General features: G+C 55.1%; 23 protein-coding genes. 11 read left to right on the top strand and 12 right to left on the bottom strand.

Going from position 1 to position 19,154, the window contains the following annotated elements; all coding sequences use genetic code 11:
* The first annotated feature begins 113 nt into the window (after positions 1-113).
* A complete protein-coding gene (locus ACXAGA_RS01500) occupies positions 114-1,466 on the top strand; it encodes an MATE family efflux transporter (protein WP_475115753.1) in 1,353 nt (450 codons plus the stop codon).
* On the opposite strand, the gene ACXAGA_RS01495 is transcribed toward ACXAGA_RS01500, so the two are convergent.
* Positions 1,463-1,876 (bottom strand): hypothetical protein, encoded by a 414-nt coding sequence (locus ACXAGA_RS01495; RefSeq protein ID WP_475115752.1) that lies wholly within the window; start codon positions 1,874-1,876, stop codon positions 1,463-1,465. The genes ACXAGA_RS01500 and ACXAGA_RS01495 overlap by 4 nt on opposite strands.
* A gap of 12 nt (positions 1,877-1,888) precedes the next feature.
* Positions 1,889-3,091: a pyridoxal phosphate-dependent aminotransferase gene (locus ACXAGA_RS01490; RefSeq protein WP_475115751.1), complete on the bottom strand. Its 1,203-nt coding sequence runs from the start codon at positions 3,089-3,091 to the stop codon at positions 1,889-1,891.
* A gap of 77 nt (positions 3,092-3,168) precedes the next feature.
* Here ACXAGA_RS01490 and ACXAGA_RS01485 point away from each other — a divergent pair, with 77 nt between their 5' ends.
* The 3 genes from ACXAGA_RS01485 (at position 3,169) to ACXAGA_RS01475 (ending at position 4,448) form a co-directional block, all read left to right on the top strand.
* A complete protein-coding gene (locus tag ACXAGA_RS01485; protein ID WP_475115750.1) occupies positions 3,169-3,561 on the top strand; it encodes a helix-turn-helix domain-containing protein in 393 nt (130 codons plus the stop codon).
* Positions 3,562-3,563: 2 nt separating this feature from the next.
* Positions 3,564-3,836: a succinate dehydrogenase assembly factor 2 gene (locus ACXAGA_RS01480; protein WP_475115749.1), complete on the top strand. Its 273-nt coding sequence runs from the start codon at positions 3,564-3,566 to the stop codon at positions 3,834-3,836.
* Between the two features lie 99 nt (positions 3,837-3,935).
* Positions 3,936-4,448, top strand: a complete 513-nt coding sequence (locus tag ACXAGA_RS01475; protein WP_475116210.1) for a MarR family winged helix-turn-helix transcriptional regulator — start codon at positions 3,936-3,938, stop codon at positions 4,446-4,448.
* A 40-nt stretch (positions 4,449-4,488) separates the two neighbouring features.
* Here ACXAGA_RS01475 and ACXAGA_RS01470 read toward each other — a convergent pair whose 3' ends face one another.
* The 3 genes from ACXAGA_RS01470 to ACXAGA_RS01460 all read right to left on the bottom strand — a co-directional run bounded on the left by ACXAGA_RS01470 (position 4,489) and on the right by ACXAGA_RS01460 (position 7,378).
* Positions 4,489-4,917, bottom strand: coding sequence for a VOC family protein (locus ACXAGA_RS01470; RefSeq protein WP_475115748.1), 429 nt, complete (start codon positions 4,915-4,917; stop codon positions 4,489-4,491).
* Between the two features lie 64 nt (positions 4,918-4,981).
* Positions 4,982-6,319 carry a tetratricopeptide repeat protein gene (locus ACXAGA_RS01465; protein ID WP_475115747.1) on the bottom strand — a complete coding sequence of 446 codons (1,338 nt, stop codon included), beginning with the start codon at positions 6,317-6,319 and terminating at the stop codon, positions 4,982-4,984.
* Between the two features lie 51 nt (positions 6,320-6,370).
* Positions 6,371-7,378, bottom strand: coding sequence for a hypothetical protein (locus ACXAGA_RS01460; RefSeq protein WP_475115746.1), 1,008 nt, complete (start codon positions 7,376-7,378; stop codon positions 6,371-6,373).
* Between the two features lie 195 nt (positions 7,379-7,573).
* Between ACXAGA_RS01460 and thyX the strand changes: the two genes are divergently transcribed.
* Both thyX and ACXAGA_RS01450 read left to right on the top strand, forming a co-directional pair.
* On the top strand, positions 7,574-8,482 hold the full coding sequence (gene thyX, locus ACXAGA_RS01455) for an FAD-dependent thymidylate synthase (protein ID WP_475115745.1): 909 nt from the start codon (positions 7,574-7,576) through the stop codon (positions 8,480-8,482).
* Between the two features lie 172 nt (positions 8,483-8,654).
* Positions 8,655-9,092 (top strand): BLUF domain-containing protein, encoded by a 438-nt coding sequence (locus ACXAGA_RS01450; protein ID WP_475115744.1) that lies wholly within the window; start codon positions 8,655-8,657, stop codon positions 9,090-9,092.
* Between the two features lie 2 nt (positions 9,093-9,094).
* Here ACXAGA_RS01450 and ACXAGA_RS01445 read toward each other — a convergent pair whose 3' ends face one another.
* Complete coding sequence (locus ACXAGA_RS01445; protein ID WP_475115743.1) at positions 9,095-9,304, bottom strand: cold-shock protein; 210 nt, start codon at positions 9,302-9,304, stop codon at positions 9,095-9,097.
* A 179-nt stretch (positions 9,305-9,483) separates the two neighbouring features.
* Here ACXAGA_RS01445 and ACXAGA_RS01440 point away from each other — a divergent pair, with 179 nt between their 5' ends.
* The gene (locus ACXAGA_RS01440) at positions 9,484-9,813 is read left to right on the top strand and encodes an arsenate reductase family protein (protein WP_475115742.1); all 330 of its coding nucleotides are present in this window, start codon (positions 9,484-9,486) and stop codon (positions 9,811-9,813) included.
* Here ACXAGA_RS01440 and ACXAGA_RS01435 read toward each other — a convergent pair.
* Genes ACXAGA_RS01435 through ACXAGA_RS01420 form a run of 4 tightly spaced genes read right to left on the bottom strand, consistent with a single transcriptional unit; the run spans position 9,749 to position 12,182 of the window.
* Entirely contained in the window at positions 9,749-10,315 is a 567-nt protein-coding gene (locus ACXAGA_RS01435; RefSeq protein ID WP_475115741.1) for a DoxX family protein, read from the bottom strand. The genes ACXAGA_RS01440 and ACXAGA_RS01435 overlap by 65 nt on opposite strands.
* Positions 10,302-11,003, bottom strand: a complete 702-nt coding sequence (locus ACXAGA_RS01430; protein WP_475115740.1) for an HvfC/BufC family peptide modification chaperone — start codon at positions 11,001-11,003, stop codon at positions 10,302-10,304. Before ACXAGA_RS01430 ends, ACXAGA_RS01435 begins: the two co-directional genes overlap by 14 nt.
* Positions 10,996-11,826: an MNIO family bufferin maturase gene (bufB, locus tag ACXAGA_RS01425; RefSeq protein WP_475115739.1), complete on the bottom strand. Its 831-nt coding sequence runs from the start codon at positions 11,824-11,826 to the stop codon at positions 10,996-10,998. Before bufB ends, ACXAGA_RS01430 begins: the two co-directional genes overlap by 8 nt.
* A gap of 53 nt (positions 11,827-11,879) precedes the next feature.
* Complete coding sequence (locus ACXAGA_RS01420; protein WP_475115738.1) at positions 11,880-12,182, bottom strand: BufA1 family periplasmic bufferin-type metallophore; 303 nt, start codon at positions 12,180-12,182, stop codon at positions 11,880-11,882.
* Between the two features lie 352 nt (positions 12,183-12,534).
* Here ACXAGA_RS01420 and ACXAGA_RS01415 point away from each other — a divergent pair, with 352 nt between their 5' ends.
* Positions 12,535-12,903, top strand: coding sequence for a hypothetical protein (locus tag ACXAGA_RS01415; protein WP_475115737.1), 369 nt, complete (start codon positions 12,535-12,537; stop codon positions 12,901-12,903).
* Between the two features lie 18 nt (positions 12,904-12,921).
* On the opposite strand, the gene thrS is transcribed toward ACXAGA_RS01415, so the two are convergent.
* Positions 12,922-14,868 (bottom strand): threonine--tRNA ligase, encoded by a 1,947-nt coding sequence (thrS, locus tag ACXAGA_RS01410; RefSeq protein ID WP_475115736.1) that lies wholly within the window; start codon positions 14,866-14,868, stop codon positions 12,922-12,924.
* Positions 14,869-15,022: 154 nt separating this feature from the next.
* Between thrS and ACXAGA_RS01405 the strand changes: the two genes are divergently transcribed.
* From ACXAGA_RS01405 to ACXAGA_RS01395, 3 genes are all read left to right on the top strand, one after another.
* Positions 15,023-16,300 (top strand): MFS transporter, encoded by a 1,278-nt coding sequence (locus tag ACXAGA_RS01405; RefSeq protein ID WP_475115735.1) that lies wholly within the window; start codon positions 15,023-15,025, stop codon positions 16,298-16,300.
* On the top strand, positions 16,293-17,033 hold the full coding sequence (locus ACXAGA_RS01400) for an alpha/beta hydrolase (protein ID WP_475115734.1): 741 nt from the start codon (positions 16,293-16,295) through the stop codon (positions 17,031-17,033). The genes ACXAGA_RS01405 and ACXAGA_RS01400 overlap by 8 nt, the downstream gene beginning before the upstream one ends.
* A gap of 104 nt (positions 17,034-17,137) precedes the next feature.
* Complete coding sequence (locus ACXAGA_RS01395; RefSeq protein ID WP_475115733.1) at positions 17,138-17,845, top strand: alpha/beta fold hydrolase; 708 nt, start codon at positions 17,138-17,140, stop codon at positions 17,843-17,845.
* Between the two features lie 9 nt (positions 17,846-17,854).
* Here the strand turns inward: ACXAGA_RS01395 and phaZ are convergent, their stop codons facing one another.
* Positions 17,855-19,144 (bottom strand): polyhydroxyalkanoate depolymerase, encoded by a 1,290-nt coding sequence (gene phaZ / locus ACXAGA_RS01390; protein ID WP_475115732.1) that lies wholly within the window; start codon positions 19,142-19,144, stop codon positions 17,855-17,857.
* Between the last annotated feature and the right edge of the window lie 10 nt (positions 19,145-19,154).

Raw genomic sequence — 19,154 nt, 5'->3', positions numbered from 1 at the left:
CCCCGGTTAATGTGTCGCCAAAGCGATGATGCGTGTAAGGAAAGTCACTGTCCAGAGATGATAAAAATTTGATCATATAGACAGAAAATCATTTCGCAGGTATTGGCCGAAGTATGATGAACAAGATGACCATACGCGGCGATATGCTGCCCCTGATCAAACTGGGCCTGCCGCTGGTGGGTAGCAGCGTCGCAGGGTTCCTGATCCATATGACCGACACGATGATGTTGGGCTGGTATGATGTGACTGCTTTGGCGGCTGTTACATTGGCAACCTCTGCTTGGTTTGTCGTATTTATGCTGGGCGCAGGTTTCGGGTTTGCCGTTGTGCCGCTGGTGGCCTCTGCCCATGCGGCGGGGGATGAAACGCGCGCACGCCGTGTTACCCGAATGGCGTTTTGGCTATCGATTTTGTATTTCGCGCTGGTGATGCCGCTGTTCTGGTGGTCTGGGCCGCTGTTCCGCCTGATCGGCCAAGAGCACATCATTAGCGCCGAGGCGCAGCTATATCTGCGTATCGCGGCCTTTGGGACTGCGCCCGCACTATTGACAATGGTTTTGCGCAGCTATCTGTCTGCGCTGCATTTTACCGGCGTTCTGTTGGTGGTGACGTTGGGCGGCGTGATTGTGAACGCGGCGCTGAACTATACCTTGATCTTTGGTAATCTGGGCCTGCCTGAAATGGGTATTCGCGGTGCGGCCATCGCATCTGTCATTGTCGAAGGTGGCACAATGGTGGTCTTGGGCATTTATGCCCATGCCAAATTGCCTGAAATCCATTTGTTTCAGCGCATTTGGAAACCCGATTGGGAAGCGTTTTTTCAAGTCTTGCGCATGGGTTTCCCCATTGGCCTGACATCGGTCGCTGAAGGCGGTCTGTTTTCAGCATCCGCCGTGATGATGGGCTGGATCGGGGAAATCGAATTGGCGGGCCACGGTATCGCGCTGCAGTTGGCGGCTTTGGCCTTTATGTTCCACGTCGGCATGAGCCAAGCCGCAACCATTCGGGCGGGCGGCGCCTATGGACGCAAAGACGAATTGGAACTGCGTCGCACGGCGTGGGCCGCTATCACCATCGCGCTGTCATTCGGCGTTTTGGTCATCATCACGTTCTTATCCGCGCCCGATTTTTTGGTCGGTCTGTTTGTGGATGTAAACGACCCGGATCGCGATGCGGTTATTGCGGTCGGCGCAACATTATTGATGTTTGCGACGCTGTTTCAATTCGTGGATGCGGGGCAAATCGTGGCGGTATCGTTGCTGCGCGGTGTGCATGACACCACGGTCCCGATGTGGTTGGCGACGATCAGTTATTGGATCATCGGTCTGCCAGCGAGCTACATTTTCGCCTTTGTCATCGGCTGGGGCGCAAGCGGGCTGTGGTTGGGATTGGTTGTCGGTTTGGCGATGGCGGCATTGACGCTGATGACCCGTTTCTGGACCAAAGGCGTTAAAATCGGCGCTTAGTCTTCGGTCTTTTGACCGGCCAACATGCGGTCGGCCTTTTTGCGAACCAACACCGACCGTAGGTCGTGCATGGCCAGCAATAGGGCGTCGGTGACGTCCTCTAGCTGGTCGTCGGTTGCTTTGGATTGAACCCATTGCGTGGTGATATTCATGTAATCAACAGCGCGGTGGATGTCATCGATATCGCGCTGGGCCAGTAGCGCGATACGATTTTCCATCCAGGTTTTGATCTCTTCAAATTCGTCAGGCAGCAATTCGCGGCCGCCATGCGGTTTGATTTCGCCGTTTTTGACGTTCACGACAGCGATCTGGTTCATTTCGATCCGTCGCTGCCGATTCTCGGTATCCACACGAAATACCACGGCACCATTTTCGCGGATGCGGAAATAGAATTCTGGCAATTCGGTCATGGACTGTCCTGTTTACTTCAGGCCTGCGCAAAACGTTTGGATACGTGTGCAGGCGTCGGTGAGTTCGCTTTCCGATGTAGCGTAGCTGACCCGAAAGTTAGGCGAAAGCCCAAATGCCGCACCGAACACCACGGCGACGCCTGTCTCTTCTAACAGGGCGATGGCGAAATCTTCGTCGTTGGTGATGGTTTTGCCGCCCGCGCTGGTTTTGCCGATGCAGGCCGAAATATCGGGATAGACGTAAAACGCGCCTTCGGGCGTGGGGCACGTGATGCCAGCAGCATCGTTCAGCATCGACACGACCAAATCGCGGCGTTTCTGAAACAGCGCCTTGTTCGGTTCGATGTAATCTTGAGTGCCGTTCAGTGCCTCGACTGCGGCCCATTGGCTGATGGTGCAGGGGTTCGACGTCGATTGCGACTGAACCTTGCGCATGCCTTTGATGATGTCCTCTGGCCCGCCTGCGTAGCCAATACGCCAGCCGGTCATCGCGTAGGCTTTGGACACGCCGTTCACTGTTAGGGTCCGGTCATACAGCGCCGGTTCGACCTGTGCGGGGGTGCAGAATTCAAAATCGTCAAACACCAGATGTTCATACATATCGTCGGTCATGACGTAGACATGTGGATGACGCATCAGAACGTCGGTCAGCGCCTTGAGTTCATTCCACGAATATCCCGCGCCCGATGGGTTGGACGGAGAGTTGAACAAAAACCATTTGGTTTTCGGCGTGATCGCGGATTCCAGCTGTTCGGCGGTGATTTTGAAACTGTTGTCCATCGACGTTTCGACCACCACAGGCGTGCCGCCGCCCAGCAGGACCATATCAGGATAGGACACCCAATAGGGGGCAGGGATGATGACTTCGTCCCCTGCGTTCAGAGTGGCCATGAATGCGTTATACAAAACCTGTTTGCCGCCCGATGCGACGCTGATCTGGTCCACGGAATAGGTCAGGTCATTGTCGCGTTTGAATTTGGCGCAGATCGCCTGTTTCAATTCTGGGATACCGTCAACGGCCGTATAACGGGTTTTGCCTTCGGTGATGGCGCGAATGCCGGCGTCTTTGATGTTTTGCGGCGTGTCAAAATCAGGCTCGCCTGCCGATAGGCCAATAATATCGCGGCCTTTCGCCTTTAGGTCTTGGGCAATTGCTGTCATCGTCATGGTCGGCGATGGTTTCACACGTGAAAGTGTCGTTGATAGAACGGACATGCCGCCTCCGATGATCTAATAGTGCGGAAGTGTCATAAGATGGGCCCAGACCCTGATCAAGCAGCAAGGAGATGACGATGGATCATTCGACCGAAGAAAACTGGTACAGCGACGATCAAGCCACATTCGGCGACCGTTTGGCAGGCGCCCGTGACAATGCTGCGATGACTCAGAAAGAATTGTCAGCAAAGCTGGGCATCAAACTGAAAACGCTAAAGGCGTGGGAAAATGATCTGACCGAACCGCGCGCCAACAAACTGTCGATGGTCAGCGGCCTGTTGGGCGTGTCCATGACATGGCTATTGACCGGCGAAGGTGACGGCCCGACCGAACCCTCTGAAAACGCAGATATTGCCCCCGACGTGCTGAACCTGCTATCCGAAGTCCGAGACCTGCGCGTGCAGATGACCCGCAATGCGGAACGTCTGGGACAGTTGGAAAAAAGGCTTCGCGCGGCCCTAAAGGAATAGTGATGCAAGAAACCAGAGACGTCCGTATCAAACGTTTGGCCATGCGGTCTATGCGCCGTGGGATCAAAGAAATGGATCTGATCCTGTCCGATTTCGCCAACCGCGAATTGCAGGGCATGACGGACGCCGAACTGGATCACTACGAAACCTTTATGGAGGAAGCCGATCTGGACCTGTACCGCTGGATCAGCGGACAGGACGCCGCGCCGGCAGAATTCAGCGGTTTGGTTGCCAAAATCGCATCGGGCGCGACGGGGCTGACCGCGCCAAACTAAGAAAGTTTGATTTAGGCTGGCGCTATTAACGTTTTCTTCGGGTCTGGGACGCTACACATAATCCCAGATGACCGAAGAGGAGCCAATGGCATGAGCCTAATGTCCGAACTCGGGGTCCAGAAGGAAACCTCCACCAAACCCGCGCAGAATGCCGCATTTATGTCCAGCTATCTGGATTCATTGACCATGGTCGAACGATTGCATCGACTGTTGCTTGATGTGATCAAAGATGAATTTGAACGGCTGGGAATTCTAGAACTGAACTCTGTTCAGGCGCTGTTGCTGTTCAATGTGGGCGACAATGAAGTCACCGCAGGCGAATTAAAATCGCGCGGCTATTATCAGGGGTCCAACGTCAGTTATAACCTGAAAAAGCTGGTCGAGATGGGGTTCATGCACCATGAACGCTGTCACGTGGATCGGCGATCGGTGCGGGTGCGCCTGACCGAAAAAGGCCGCAAAATCCGCGATATCGTATCCAATCTGTTCATGGCCCATGCTCAAGGGTTGCAAGACCGCAATGTCGTGGATCTGGACGGTATCGATAGTATCGCAACGACTCTGCGGCGGATCGAACGGTATTGGGCGAACCAAATCCGTTACATTTATTGAAAAAATGGGCTGCGACCATGGTGGACGCAGCCCGTTTTTTTTACCAGTGGCCAGTGTTTTCCATGCTGGCCCAAGGTTCGGCAGGGGGCAGGGCGTCGCCCTCTTGCAGCAGTTCGATCGACACGTTGTCGGGCGACCGCACGAATGCCATGTGCCCATCACGCGGCGGCCTATTGATTGTCACGCCTGCGTCCATCAATTTTTGGCACATGTCGTAGATGTTCGGCACGCGGTAAGCCAAATGGCCGAAATGGCGGCTGTCTGACGGCAGCCCTTCGTCGCCATCCCAGTTATAGGTCAGTTCGACTGGGCATTCCTCTTGGCCTTCTGGGGCCATAAAAACCAGCGAAAATCGCCCGGCGTCATTATCGATACGGCGCGTTTCGTTTAGGCCCAAAAGCTGGAAAAATTTCATCGTCGCGTCCAGATCTTTGACGCGGACCATGGTGTGTAAATAACGGATTGGCATCAATGCCCCCTTTCGTTTCTGACCGAATGGTAGATGTTTGTGGGCGATCCGCCAGTCCGTCGGGTTAGAAAGTCGACCTTAGCCCGAATTCGATACCCGAAGCCGAACGATCAAAACGGCTGACGTTGCTTTCCGTCCATTGACCGGTGACCGTTATGACAGGGGCAAATCCGGCAAACGATTGGTTGGGAAATGTGAAATCAATCGACGCGAATGTGGTATCGTCGCTGCGCCCACCGGGAACGGGTACGATGATGGTGTATTCAGGATAATCTGCCCACGTGCGGCCCAGCTGCGCGGTAATCTGCGCGGGTCCAACAGGATTGGCAAAGCTGTAGTTCATCGCAATACCCCGAACGTCGCCATTGCGATTGGGGTTGGAACTGTTGGTGTCCGACTGCGAAAACGTCAATCGGCCCCGACCCGCAAACATACCGTCGGCAAACCGTTTGTGCAGGCTGAATGCGTATGACGTCACATCATCCGACCAATCGCTGTCATTGCGGCCAAATCGGTTTTCGCGGCTGGCGTTCAGGCTCACTCCGAAACCATTTTCTGCCCGCCAATCAAATCCTGCCCCGTATTTCGCGAAATCGAAATACGGATCGCCTGCTGCAAATCGGCGACCTGTTTTGAATTGCCACAACGTGCTGACGTCACCGATATTTTGGCGGTAGGTCGCACCCAAGGTCACGCGGGCCGAAGAAAAGTCGCTGTTTTCGCTGTCGGGCGATGCGTCTTGCGCTTCGTTCGATAGGAAAACGGACGTTCCGTCGATATGGCCGTTCAGTTCAAACAGCGAGTCAGATGTTTGCGCAACGCGGTAATTGGCGGTGGCCGCATATCCGACCCGAAACCCTGACAAAGCCTGAGCGTCAGGGCTGAGCGTTCCAACGGTCGTTAGTCCGTCAATGATGTTGTATTCGCTTTCCGATCCGCCGTTCACATTGTCAGATTTGGAAAACGACAGATCGAAATTCAGGCGCAGCGGGTTTTGCTGGGCGATGCGTCGATAGTCTTGGGCGATTTGCGATTGGGTCTGCGGAGCGGGCGCGTGGATAGCCGCGCGGCGCAGCCACAACTGGCTGGCGGTCAGGCGGCCGTTTTGAAATGCAGCAATCGACGCAATCCGCGCCAAGGCCAGATGCTGCGTATCGTCCGTTGCGGTGCGGTAACCCAATCTGGCGGCGCGATATGCGGATTGGGTGTCGCCTGATTTTAACAACGCGCTGGCCAAAATCGCATGCGCTTCGGTGTCATCGGGGTTGGCGCGTAGCAGCTGCGTTGCGATATCTACCGCGACTTGTGTGTCACCTGCGCGCACAGCCTGAGCCGCGATATTTCGGGCGGATTGAAAATCCAGTTGTACCAATTGTTGCGCGTGACTAGGCGTAGCGGTCATCAGCCAAAAAGAGGCCGCACAGGTTAAAACAGTTTTGAACATAGCAATGATTTACGGGTTCACGATGTCACAAATCGCGGCATCATCAGGCAATCCGCACTGAGTCAGAACAAAGATACCGTATTCTTCTTCTTGTTCGGCTTCTAGGATGTGCTGCGTGACGTAAACAGCGCCTGCCATTGCCGATCCATCCGTACCTGTTAGCACGCCGCCATAGGTGCCAGAGCCCAATTCAACCCAAGCTTCGGCTTCTTCGTCGTAGTCTTCGCCGATAACGTTGCCGGTAAATGTCCCGGTGCTGTCAATGGTGCCAGGTTCCAACAATAGATCTGCCACAGGGAATGTGGTTCCGCCGAATGCCACCACCGGATAGCCGGACAAATGCACGAACTCGCGGTTCACAATAGCGCCGTTAATCGCGTTGTTGCTGAAGTCGACGTTCATAAACGCTTCGCCTTGAACGATGATTGGCTGTGTCGGCCAAAGGTTGGTGTAGACTTCATCGTCGTATGGGGCTGGGATGACCAGAATTTCGTCGCCCCGATAAACAAGGTTCGTGATGCCGACATAGCCACCAGCATAACTGACCAGCCCCAGTTCAGGCCCGCCAGTATAGTCCTGACGTGCGAACATCTGTGTGCCGCCGAAATATTCGTCAAACTGGCCGCCATCCATGACCAAAGTCCCCTGCGCTGTGCCATCAGGGGACTGCGCGACGTAGGCCACAAAATAGCGATCTAATGGGTCGTCCTGATACGTGTATGCTTCGTATCCGGGCACATCCAAATCGGCGTTTCGTGTATATTGTTCTAGCGGATAATCTTCTCCGACCCGATCCAGCGCATACATATCGACATATAGCGTTTCGGTATCGGGGTCATAAACCGCAGTGGTAAGGTTGTTTTCCAGTTCACTCAGATCAATGGGTGTCTCTTCTTCAACGGTTTCTTCGGTTGTTTCTTCGACAACCTCTTCGGGATCGTTGAAATACAGCGGGTTTTCGCCTTGGCATCCTGCCAGCATAGCAAAAACAACGGATGCGGCGGCGTACCGGTACATGAAATAACCCTGCTCTTTGACTGTTCTTTGTTTTGGTGAAAATCCAATGTCTGGGGGGACGTGTCAACTATTGGTATAGCGGCGTTCGCATTTTGTCGTAATTGCGCCACGAGCCCGCCAACACGAAATCTGGGGCTGTCCATGGCCGCGATGGCGTATATAGTCCCCGCGAAACGAGTCCCACAGGAGATGCAGATGCCCGTAACGCCCGAACAAGAAGCCGAAATTGCAGAGCTTCGTGCGACCCCGCGCCAAACATTGCGTGCCGTGTCCGAGGGCATGGAAAAACATCTGTACGAAGTAAAGCCAGTGCTGGACCACGGATTTGTCCGCGTTATCGACTATATGGGTGACGATGCGGCGATCTGTCAGGCGGCGCGCGTGTCCTATGGCAAAGGCACCAAATCGGTGCAAAACGATGCGGGTCTGATCCGTTACCTGATGCGCCACTGGCATTCGACTCCGTTTGAGATGTGCGAAATCAAACTGCACGTGAAACTGCCCGTTTTTGTTGCGCGCCAGTGGATCCGCCACCGCACGGCAAACGTGAACGAATATTCCGCGCGTTATTCGATCATGGACCGCGAATTCTATATCCCAGAGCCCGAAGTTTTGGCCGCACAGTCGGTCATCAACAACCAAGGCCGCGGCGACATCCTGCAAGGCGAAGAAGCCGCCCGCGTTCTGGAATATCTGAAAACCGATGCGGCCCGCGCGTATGACCATTACGAAGAAATGATCAGCCAAGACGGCCAGCAGGGCCTTGCCCGCGAATTGGCGCGCATGAACCTGCCCGCGAACATCTATACCCAGTGGTACTGGAAAGTGGACCTGCACAACCTGTTCCATTTCCTGCGCCTGCGTGCCGACAGCCACGCGCAATATGAAATCCGCGTTTATGCAGACGAGATTTGCAAAGTGGTCGCGGACTGGGTGCCCGCCGCATACCAAGCGTTCGAAGATTACCGCATGGGTGGCGCGACATTGTCTGGCAAAGCGTTGGACTGTTTGCGCCTGATGCTAAAAGGCGAAGATGTGACGCAAGAAACTAGCGGAATGAGCGCCGGCGAATGGCGCGAATTCCAATCCGTTCTGAACGGTTAAGTCCGCGATATTAGACTGAAAAGCCCCAAAACCTGACTGTGATTTGGGGCTTTTTGTATTTTAGGCTATACTTAACGGTAGAGACCGCCGAGTCACCTAAATCGGGACGTGGTGTGGCCGTTATCTCCTTCAGCACATGCCTACGTACTGCGGGCGTACAATGGAGGATTCTTTGGGAAGTATTGTCAGGCTGATTTACGTCAGCATCGCCAAGCCAGATCTAAAGGCTGACGATGTCGTCCATATTTTGGACAACGCCAAACGTCGGAACGAGGTCAATGGCCTAACAGGGATGCTGTTGTTTGACGAAGGACAGTTCTGGCAAGTGTTAGAAGGCGAGGCATTATTCGTTCAACGGACGTATGAACGGATATGTATGGATAAACGGCACACCAATGTCACAACGCTTTCGTTCGAAGAAAACATTGAACCAAAGTTCAAAGATTTCAGTATGGGGCATCCCGTGGATTTAACGACGATCCATGAACCCGTGTTGTCCCAGACGCTGAAATCAGCAGGTGATAGCGACAAAGACGCTGCAAAAACCGCGAGTGATAAAATCCTCCGCGGTTTCCAGTCTGGTGGAAAATGGCGTGGGCTACTGACCTAGGGTCAGTCTTGTTTGGCTAAATTGCCTGCCATTTTGCGGCCATCGCGGCCTTCGATCAGGTCGAATGAAACTTTTTCATTGTCGGCCAGCCCTGTCATGCCTGCCTGTTCAACTGCTGAAATATGTACGAAAACGTCGCTACCGCCGGTATCTGGTGCGATAAAGCCGTAGCCTTTGGTGGTGTTAAACCATTTTACGGTGCCTGTCGGCATCTTGAAAACTCCTTCTACGTCTTGGCCCGCGTTGAGGCCGATGCAGGTTTGCAAGCCTCAGCCAAAATCGCTGTGATCCTGATACCTGTTAGGCAAACGTTAGCATGATTCCCGAAAATCCAAATCACAACCTTGCCTTGCGGCCAGTTTCTGCGACAAATGCCAAAAAAGGAGGCATCATGAAGGTCTATTCCCTGAAAACCTGCGATACCTGTCGCAAAACGATCAAAGAATTGGCAGCCGCTGGTTACGAATTTGACGTGGTGGACATCCGTGCCGACGGTCTGACCGATCAGGATATAGCTGATATTGTTGCCGCTTTCGCCGATAAATCGGTGAACAAAGCATCGGCGACATGGCGCAATTTATCCGATGCGGACAAAGCCAAATCGCCTGCTGAAATCATCGCAGAACACCCCACCGCGATGAAGCGTCCTGTGATTGTCAAAGACGGGCAGTTCTATCAGGGGTGGACCGCTGCAACCAAATCGGCGCTATTGCCCGACTAAACCAGCGATCGACCGAAATTGGCCCTGCGCCCGTCAGGGCCAAGCTGATCAGGATGAAACTCCACATCAGGCGTTGATCCAGAATGATCCCATCCGGCATCCGGTCAAATAGGGTGCCAAGTGTCGCGGCATCAACGCCGTGGCCTATTATGTCGGTCAGGCTTTGCACGATGATGAAACCGATCATACCGATCGCGGCAGGGCGCGTCGCCGCGCCGAGGATGATCAGGGCCGGCAAGACGAATTCGGCCAATGTGCCAGCCACAACGATCAACATCGGAATGATCCCTAATGCTGTTGGGTCATAGCCTGCTTGTTCGATCAGCCTAGGAAATATCTGAAAATAGGCACCTGCGCTGGGCGTAAATGGCCCTAACGGCGCGCCGACCTTGGTCATGGCCGAAGCCCAAAAATAGGGGGCTAGCGTTGCGGCAAACACGAACCGCGCCAAAGTGCCGATGGTGGGCGCAGCAATGCGATTGATAGGGTCATAAACGGTCATGGGACAGGCCTGTAATTGCGTTTCGGGAAATCAATAAGCTTAGCAAATCCGGCAGGTCGTCGGCGGTGTCCGCCATCAAAACCCCCAAAGGTTTTCCCGCGGCGATTGCGTCCATCATGTCGGCCTGCGCGGTGGTGATCGGGTCAACCATCGGATCAAACTGTGGTCTGCTGATCAGCGCGTTTTGTGCGTGGCGGCCTATCACCTGATCAGGTGCGCCTGTGTTTTTGCGCCAGATATCAAAGACTGGATAATCTGACCTGACGACATGCACAGCAGGGGCCAATGTGACGTACAGGCTGTGTAGGTTCGTGACCTGACCCATCGTGGCGGGCATCGCATCAGCGGCATGATACGCGCGTCGCTGCATCAATTCGATCAATGCGACATCGGCCAAATAGCGCAGGTGCGCAACGGGCTGAAATCGGCGCAGGAATTGCGGAAATTCAACGCCATATTGCATCATCATGGGTGATTTGGGGGGATGAATGCGCACAAAAGCCCCAGCCATCGCACGGAAAAACGGGATGCCGACGATACGCTGCACGGCAGGAAATCCGGTCGCCAGCGCGTCGATCAGCCCAACGACGATATTGTTGCGGTAGACGTTGAATCGACCCGAATGATCGGACATCCCCACGGGTGGTTGGTCTGGGTTCAGGGCGGCAGAGACAAAATCGTTATGCATCGATCATCAACGCCTGTTCTGCGCGCACCGTTTCAGCCCGCAAAGTTGCCCAGTCAGGCACATTGTTGTCCCATTCGACCAAAATCGGCTGCGGCCCTGTTTGGCGCAGCGCATAGTCCAGCAGCGCCCAAACCGGCTCAGACGTCGGTGCGCCGTGGCTGTCGATCAGCAACGGGTTACCTGCATCATCGTGGTCAACGGCGTGACCCGCGACGTGGATTTCGCGTACATGCTGTGTGGGGAATGCATCGATATAGTCGCGCGGCGAAAACCCTAGGTTATGGGCCGAAACAAAGACGTTGTTCACATCCAGTAACAGGCCGCACCCTGTACGATCCGCGATGTGTTGGATGAATTCGGTCTCGGACCAGTCCGAGGCATCAAAGCGTAGGTAGCTGGATGGATTTTCCAACAATAGTTGGCGGCCCAATGCCTCTTGGGCTTGATCAATGTGGTCTACAACGTGGCCCAATGTTTGGGCGGTGTAGGGCAGGGGCAATAGATCGTTCAGAAATAGATCGTCATGGGTTGACCATGCCAGATGTTCGGAAAATTGGGCAGGCTGCAGCCAATCCAGCAATTTACGCAACCGCTGTAGATGATCTGTGTCCAGTGGTGCAGCGCCACCCAGCGATAGGGCGACACCGTGGACTGAAATGGGAAACCGTTCTGCCAATGCCCGCAGCTGCGCCAAAGGGCGACCGCCGTCACCCATATAGTTTTCGGCGTGAATTTCGATCCAACGGACGGGGGTAGGATGGGACATCAGATCGGTGAAATGTTGGGGTTTGTATCCAACACCAGGGGCTGCGGGCAAAGACATGGGGGATCCTTTCGGTTGGGGTGGTGCGCGCCTATTCAGACGCGCAACCAATGTTAGCTGGCCATGTCGCGCTCTAGCGGGGACAGCGATCCCATGCGTTTCATGTCGCCGTCCATCATGCCGACCTCCATGGTTTCGCAGGTTCCTGCGGGCACTAGGCTCCATGCGTTGCCTTGGTAATCGACGGTGGATGTGCCGGCGCATGTGGTGCCCGGACCTGCAGCGCAATCGTTTTCACCTGCCAGCGCAACGCCATAACATTTTTCCATTTCCTGCGCGGCAGCCTGATGGGCGATGCCGGTCAGCGCGGTTGCAACGGCGGACGCAATAACGACGGATTTCGAAACTTTGGACATGAGTTAACCCTCTGATAAAATTTGTTTTCTGCCGATTTTGGCTTCGGCGTCATCAGGTTAAATTCATGTTCGGTGTTTGATCCATTCACAGGATCGTTGTTGACGGATGCGTGAGGTTTCGTGATTTGGACGGCCCGTTTTGTTTGGCAAAATGCATGTTCGGCGGCGTCAATGTTTCAAATGCTGCGCCCGCGAAAATCGGATTTTGGTTGGTTTTGTTTCAACCTAATGGGGTGAATATGGGGGCTGTAACATTTGCAGACGGGGTATTTCGCGCGATTTTCCCCGCATCTTGTTTGTTGGAATCCCGATGTGCCGTTATTAGGTGTTCCCTGAATGACAGGAGGACGCCATGCGAAACGCGGCAAAAACTTTGGGTATTATTGGCGGGATCATCGGGATGATCGTCGGCTTTTTCAGCTTTGGCTATGTCACGCTGACGCAGAACCATTCCCAAGTGGCCGAAATTTTCGGCGCTGTGGCTAACCCCGACTTTATCAAAGCGGCCAGTTTTCTAGGCCCAATTCTGGCAATCGCAGGCGGCGCGATGGCGGTGCATCGGGCGTTGATTGGCGGAATTTTGATGCTGGTGTCGGCGGGCATGATGTATGCCGCGTTCGGGTTCGGCTTTGCCACGATGTTCCCGATTGGGATGGTTGGGCTGGCCGGAGTTCTGGCATTGGCTGCGGGCAAACCAGATGAAGAAAAGGCCCACTTTTAACAGCGGGCCTTTGTGATCTTATTTCAGGTCTGGCGCGAGCGCTTCGTCCTTTAGCTGGGCGACGATGTCATCCAAGCTAACGGTCGAGGTGCGGTTTTCACCCAGACGGCGGGCCGAAACGGTGCGTTCCTCAACCTCGCGGGCGCCGATGGCCAGAATGACAGGCACCTTGCCCAGCGAATGTTCGCGGACCTTGTAGTTGATCTTTTCGTTGCGTTTGTCAGCCTCGGCGCGGACGCCAACGGCGCGCAGGGCGGCAACGACTTCGTCAACGTAACCGTCTGCTTCGGATACGATGGACGCCACAACCACCTGACGCGGTGCTAGCCAGAACGGCAGTTTACCTGCGTGTTCTTCGATCAGGATGCCGATGAAACGTTCAAACGAACCCAGAACCGCGCGGTGTAGCATAACGGGGCGGTGTTTGTCGCCATCTGCGCCGATGTAGGTTGCCGACAGGCGTTCGGGCAGGTTGGGGTCAACCTGCAACGTGCCGCACTGCCATTGACGGCCAATCGCGTCGGTCAGCGTAAATTCCAGCTTTGGACCATAGAACGCGCCTTCGCCTTCTTGGATTTCGTATTCGTATCCAGCGGCGTTACACGCATCGCCCAATGCCTTTTCCACGCGGTCCCAGCTTTCTTCGGAACCGATGCGTTTTTCGGGGCGGGTCGACAGTTTGATGGTCCAGTCGTTGAACCCTAGGTCGGCATAGATTTTCGCCAAGAATTCGATGAATTTCTTGGTCTCCGCTTCGATCTGGTCGTCGGTGCAGAAAATATGCGCGTCATCTTGGGTAAAGCCGCGCACGCGCATAATGCCGTGCAGCGCGCCCGATGGTTCGTAACGGGCACAGGACCCGAATTCAGCCATACGCAGCGGCAGGTCGCGATAGGATTTCAGGCCCGAGTTGAACACCTGCACGTGGCACGGGCAGTTCATTGGTTTCAGCGCGTTGATCGCTTTTTCGCGGGCGTGCTCTTCGTCGACTTCGACGATGAACATGTTTTCCTGATAGTTGTCCCAGTGACCCGATTTTTCCCACAGTTTGCGGTCTACGACCTGAGGGGTGTTCACTTCGACGTAGCCGTCTACCTCTTGCATGCGGCGCATATAGTCCTGCAGCGTGGTGTAGATTTTCCAGCCGTTCGGGTGCCAGAAGATTTGGCCAGGGGCCTCTTCTTGCATGTGGAACAGGTCCATTTCGCGGCCCAGTTTGCGGTGATCGCGTTTGGCCGCTTCCTCCATCATGGTTTCCCATGCTTTCAGGTCTTTGCGGTTTTTGAACGCAACGCCGTAGATACGTTGCAGCATCGGGCGCGAACTGTCGCCTAGGAAATACGCGCCGGCCACGTGGGTCAGTTTGAAACCGTCCGCAGGCACCTGACCGGTGTGTTGCAGGTGCGGGCCGCGACACAGATCCTGCCAATCGCCGTGCCAATACATGCGCAGGTCTTCGCCTTCGGGGATGCGGTTTACCAGTTCGATTTTATAAGGTTCGTTGTTGTCCTCATAAAATTTGATCGCATCGGCGCGGGACCAGATTTCGGTTTTCACCGCGTCACGGGCGTTGATGATGTCTTTCATCTTCGCTTCGATCTGACCCAGATCTTCTGGTGTGAATGGTTCGGTGCGGTCGAAATCGTAGAACCAGCCGTTGTCACGAACAGGGCCGATGGTGACTTTGACGTCGGGCCAGATTTCCTGAACCGCGCGGGCCATGATGTGCGCCAGATCGTGGCGGATCAGTTCCAGCGCAGGTTCATCGTCCTGCATGGTGTTGATGGCGATTTTGGCGTCTTCGGTGATCGGCCACTGCAAATCCCAATGCGCACCATTCACGGTCGCAGAGATTGCTTTTTTCGCAAGAGAAGTAGCGATGGATGCAGCGACTTCGGCAGGGGTAACACCTGCGTCATAGTCACGCGAATTGCCATCAGGGAAAGTCAGGGAAATTTGGCTCATTTTGCCAGTCTCCTCGTCAGTTTGGCGCCCACGGAACGCCCGGTTGCGGGTTAATATGTTCGAGTGCTGTTTGAAACCGATGATGCGGTGGTGTCAACCCTAACCACCGCGCTATATGCGAGTTATTGTTTTATAGGTTTCACAAGGCACAGGCATGACGACGTTGGTTGATCGCGCGTTCGGGGCGCTGGTTGCGGATCGCAGCAAAAAGGGCGGGTTATCGGACGCAGAACATCAGGCAGAGCCCGCGAATTTTTTCCGCCATGTGGGTGCGCTGATCGGCAGTAAAATCGCTGATGGATTGGTTGATCCGAAACTGGTGCTTAGCTGGTTGTTGACCCATTTGGGCGCGGGGGCTGGCGTCACGGGCATGTTGGTGCCGATCCGCGAATCCGGTGCGTTGTTGCCTCAGCTATTCACTGCAGGATACGTCGCGCAAATGCGGCACCGCAAATGGGCGTGGGTCGCGGGCGCCGCGGGGCAAGCGATCGCAGCAGCGGGCATGGTGCTGGCCGCGCTGTCGCTATCGGGCGCTGCGGCGGGTTGGACGATTTTAGCGCTGCTGGCCGTTTTGGCCGTATCGCGGTCGGTCTGTTCTGTCAGTTTCAAAGATATCTTGGGCAAAACCATCGGGTCCAGCCGACGCGGCACGGTCGCGGGCGCGGCAGCAACGGTGGCATCGTCGGCAGTGATCATATTCGCGCTGCTGCTGATCTGGGATGGTTTCGATCGGTTTACACTGGTGGTGTCGGCCTTGGGCATCGCGGTGATCGGCTGGATCGTTGCCGCAATTTCCATGGCGTCGCTGAACGAAATGGACAGTGATATTGGCGACCGCCCCGCGATCCCGAACCCTTGGGCCGTTTTGAAAAACAATCCGCAACTGGCGTGGTTTGTCACCGCCCGCAGCCTTATGGTCGGGACGGCTTTGGCACCGCCCTATCTGGTGCTGCTGTCGGCGAACGGCACGCAACAGGTGGCAGAGATTGGCGGGTTGGTCCTTGCCTCGGCCGTTGCATCATTTTTGTCGTCCTATGTCTGGGGCCGATTTTCAGACCGATCATCACGTCAGGTTTTGATCGTCGCGGGGATCGCTGCCGCCATCGCGTTGGGCCTTGCGCTTGGACTAGAGGCATTGGGCATCGCGGACACCGTTTGGGCCATGCCTGTCGTGCTGTTTGGCCTGATGATCGCCTATCACGGCGTGCGTCAGGGCCGGTCGACCCATCTGGTCGATATGGCCGGTGAAAAAGACCGCGCCGATTTCACAGCCGTATCCAACACGGTCGTTGGCCTGTTTCTGCTGGGGGCAGGGGCCGTCTGTTCGGCGATTGCGACGATCAGTGTGCCCCTTGTCATTTGGGTGTTTATTGTGATGTCTATTGCCGGATCTATCGCCGCATATCGACTGAACGAGGTTCAAAGTGACTGAATACCTGACCACACCGCAAAACCGCCGCATCGCCTATAACCTGACTGCAGGGACGGGGCCGACCGTTGTGTTCTGTGGTGGTCTGAAATCCGATATGGAGGGCACTAAAGCCATCGCATTGGAAGAATGGGCGAAAAAGACAGGCCACGGTTTCCTGCGGTTCGACTATTCGGGTCACGGCATCAGCGATGGCAAATTCGAAGACGGCTGTATCGGCGATTGGTTCGAAGACGCCAGCGCCGCTATTGATCTGATCGAAGGCAAAGTTCTGCTGGTCGGATCATCCATGGGCGGATGGGTGTCGCTGCTGTTGTCACGCGAACGCGCCGAAAAGGTTGCGGGGCTGGTCACTATCGCAGGCGCGCCAGATTTCACCGAAGACGGCTATTGGGCCGGTTTTTCGGACGAGGAAAAGGATCAGGTCATGACCCAAGGTCGCATCGAAATTCCCAATGAATACGTCGAACCCTATGTGATCACCCGCCGCCTGATCGAAGACGGGCGCGACCGTTTGATCCTGCGCAGCCCGCTGTCGTTTGATTTCCCCGTGCGCATCTTGCAGGGCAGCGCTGATGATGTTGTGAAACAGGATGTCGCCGAACGTCTGTTCGCCCATGCTAAGGGCGATGATATTCAGCTAACGGTCGTCAAAGGGGCGGATCATCGGTTTTCTGACGACACATGTTTGGCCGTGATCGAACACGCCGTCAGCGATATTTTGCAGCGGGTATAAAACAGTCTTTTCCTATGCGAATGGATAGGTCATGATGCAGGAAAAGCGTGCCAAAGATGCGCTAAACCGAGCTATTGGCCCAAATTTCGGGTTACAGGACAAACATGTTTGAACCATTGGTTTTATTGCCCGGCATTCTGTCGGATATGCGGTTATTTTTGCCTCAGATCACAACGCTTAGCCGCGAAATGCCGGTTATGGTGGCCCCTACGATGTTGGGCGAACGTGTCGATGAAATCGCATCGGGTTTGCTGCCGACCTTGCCGCAAAAATTCGCTCTGATGGGACATGGGTTTGGCGGTATCATCGCAATGGAACTGGCCCGCCGCGCACCCGAACGCATTACGCGATTGGCCCTATCATCCACGTCGCCATTGCCTGAAACGCCCCAAGATTCAGGTGAACGTGAATTGCGGATTGTCGGCGCACGCGCAGGACGGTTTGAAGACGTCATCGCCAAAGAAATCCCGCCCGAGGCTTTGGGCGCGGCGCAGCGTGCATCTGTTTATCCCAAACTGCAAACGATGGCCCGAACAGGCGGGGCAGAGGCCTATGTCCGTCAGTCCCGTGCCATGCAGCGGCGCCGAGATCAGCAATCAACAATGCGTCGTTTGAAAATGCCTGTCATGGTCATTTGCGGCGAACATGATCCGATTTTTCCGGTCAAACGCCACGAATTCATGGCGTCGTTGATCCCGTATGCAGAACTGTCGGTCATCCCCGGCGCCGGTCATCTACCAACGCTCGAGGCGCCGACCGTCATGACAGATGTCATCCGTAAATGGATGGCGCAGCCTTTGGTGCTGCGCTAGGCGCGGCGGTTATTTAACCGCCACGACCTTTGGTTTCATCGGAGTCGCCTTTGGGGCCGGTTTTTCATCGGACGCGTTGTCGTCGATGAAATCCAGAACCAACGGACGGATATTGTCGCGCCAGCTGCGGCCCGCAAAAATACCATAGTGACCCGCGTCCGGTTCGACGTGGAACGCTTTCTTGTTTTCTGGCAGGCTGGTCAGCAGATCCAGCGCGGCTTTGCATTGGCCGGGTGCGGAAATGTCGTCTTTTTCGCCTTCGACGGTTTTTACCGCGACTGTCGTGATTTTGCTGATGTCGACCTGTTTGCCATCCACCACGAAAATATTCTGGGCGATTTCACGGTTTTTGAACACGCGTTCAACCGTCGACAGGTAGAATTCCGCAGTCATATCCATCACGGCAAGGTATTCATCATAAAAGATGTTGTGTTTGTCGTGATCCGATGCTTCGCCTTTGGCAGCACGGAAAATCTGGTCTTGGAATGCGGTGGCGTGGGTTTCGGCGTTCATGGAAATGAACGATGCCAATTGCAGCAGGCCCGGATAAACCAGACGACCAACGCCACTATATTTGTAACCGACGCGCTGGATCATGGTCTGTTCCAGCTGGCCCATCGTGACCGAACGGCCAAAATCAGTGACTTCGGTGTGGTTTGCTTCGGGGTCGATCGGACCGCCGATCAGCGTTAGAGTTTTTGGCTGGGCATCAGGCTCTTCTGCGGCCAGATAGGCGGTCGCGGCCAAGGTCAGCGGCGCTGGCTGACAGACTGCGATCACGTTCAGGTCGCTGCCTAGATGTTTCATGAAATCGACCAGATACAGCGTGTAATCTTCGACGTCGAATTTACCGGCGCTGACTGGGATGTCGCGGGCGTTGTGCCAATCTGTGATGTAAACTTCGCAATCAGGCAAAAGGCTGATGACGGTTTTGCGCAGCAATGTGGCGTAGTGGCCAGACATCGGCGCCACCAACAGAACGCGGCGTTTCATTGGTTTGCGACCAACGACGGAAAAATGGATCAGATCGCCGAACGGGCGCGAAACTTCGGTTTCGATGCGCACGATGTGGTCTTTGCCATCTTCCATCGCAATGGACGGAATGCCCCAGTCGGGCTTTGCCACCATACGCGCGAAAGTCCGTTCGGTCACTTCGCCCCACGCGCCGATCCATTGAACCATCGGGTTGGCTGTTGCAGCCATCGCGGGATAAGCGGCAAAAGCACGCGCAGACGCGCCGAGCCACTGATTAGTGTTACGAACGCTTTCCATAACGTCATATGTGTACATATACTTCACTTGGCGTCTC

It is taken from the genome of Marivivens sp. ABH4_498 (genome assembly GCF_056160585.1).
Note: the sequence above shows the minus strand (reverse complement) of the source record. Positions and strands in the feature narration are given on the sequence as shown.

Bases quoted from the DNA above. Each gene is read 5' to 3' on its own strand.
- ACXAGA_RS01500 (WP_475115753.1), top strand. From the start codon at position 114: ATGATGAACAAGATGACCATACGCGGCGATATGCTGCCCCTGATCAAA.
- ACXAGA_RS01495 (WP_475115752.1), bottom strand. From the start codon at position 1,876: ATGACCGAATTGCCAGAATTCTATTTCCGCATCCGCGAAAATGGTGCC.
- ACXAGA_RS01490 (WP_475115751.1), bottom strand. From the start codon at position 3,091: ATGTCCGTTCTATCAACGACACTTTCACGTGTGAAACCATCGCCGACC.
- ACXAGA_RS01485 (WP_475115750.1), top strand. From the start codon at position 3,169: ATGGATCATTCGACCGAAGAAAACTGGTACAGCGACGATCAAGCCACA.
- ACXAGA_RS01480 (WP_475115749.1), top strand. From the start codon at position 3,564: ATGCAAGAAACCAGAGACGTCCGTATCAAACGTTTGGCCATGCGGTCT.
- ACXAGA_RS01475 (WP_475116210.1), top strand. From the start codon at position 3,936: ATGTCCGAACTCGGGGTCCAGAAGGAAACCTCCACCAAACCCGCGCAG.
- ACXAGA_RS01470 (WP_475115748.1), bottom strand. From the start codon at position 4,917: ATGCCAATCCGTTATTTACACACCATGGTCCGCGTCAAAGATCTGGAC.
- ACXAGA_RS01465 (WP_475115747.1), bottom strand. From the start codon at position 6,319: ATGACCGCTACGCCTAGTCACGCGCAACAATTGGTACAACTGGATTTT.
- ACXAGA_RS01460 (WP_475115746.1), bottom strand. From the start codon at position 7,378: ATGTACCGGTACGCCGCCGCATCCGTTGTTTTTGCTATGCTGGCAGGA.
- thyX (WP_475115745.1), top strand. From the start codon at position 7,574: ATGCCCGTAACGCCCGAACAAGAAGCCGAAATTGCAGAGCTTCGTGCG.
- ACXAGA_RS01445 (WP_475115743.1), bottom strand. From the start codon at position 9,304: ATGCCGACAGGCACCGTAAAATGGTTTAACACCACCAAAGGCTACGGC.
- ACXAGA_RS01440 (WP_475115742.1), top strand. From the start codon at position 9,484: ATGAAGGTCTATTCCCTGAAAACCTGCGATACCTGTCGCAAAACGATC.
- ACXAGA_RS01435 (WP_475115741.1), bottom strand. From the start codon at position 10,315: ATGACCGTTTATGACCCTATCAATCGCATTGCTGCGCCCACCATCGGC.
- ACXAGA_RS01430 (WP_475115740.1), bottom strand. From the start codon at position 11,003: ATGCATAACGATTTTGTCTCTGCCGCCCTGAACCCAGACCAACCACCC.
- bufB (WP_475115739.1), bottom strand. From the start codon at position 11,826: ATGTCTTTGCCCGCAGCCCCTGGTGTTGGATACAAACCCCAACATTTC.
- ACXAGA_RS01420 (WP_475115738.1), bottom strand. From the start codon at position 12,182: ATGTCCAAAGTTTCGAAATCCGTCGTTATTGCGTCCGCCGTTGCAACC.
- ACXAGA_RS01415 (WP_475115737.1), top strand. From the start codon at position 12,535: ATGCGAAACGCGGCAAAAACTTTGGGTATTATTGGCGGGATCATCGGG.
- thrS (WP_475115736.1), bottom strand. From the start codon at position 14,868: ATGAGCCAAATTTCCCTGACTTTCCCTGATGGCAATTCGCGTGACTAT.
- ACXAGA_RS01405 (WP_475115735.1), top strand. From the start codon at position 15,023: ATGACGACGTTGGTTGATCGCGCGTTCGGGGCGCTGGTTGCGGATCGC.
- ACXAGA_RS01395 (WP_475115733.1), top strand. From the start codon at position 17,138: ATGTTTGAACCATTGGTTTTATTGCCCGGCATTCTGTCGGATATGCGG.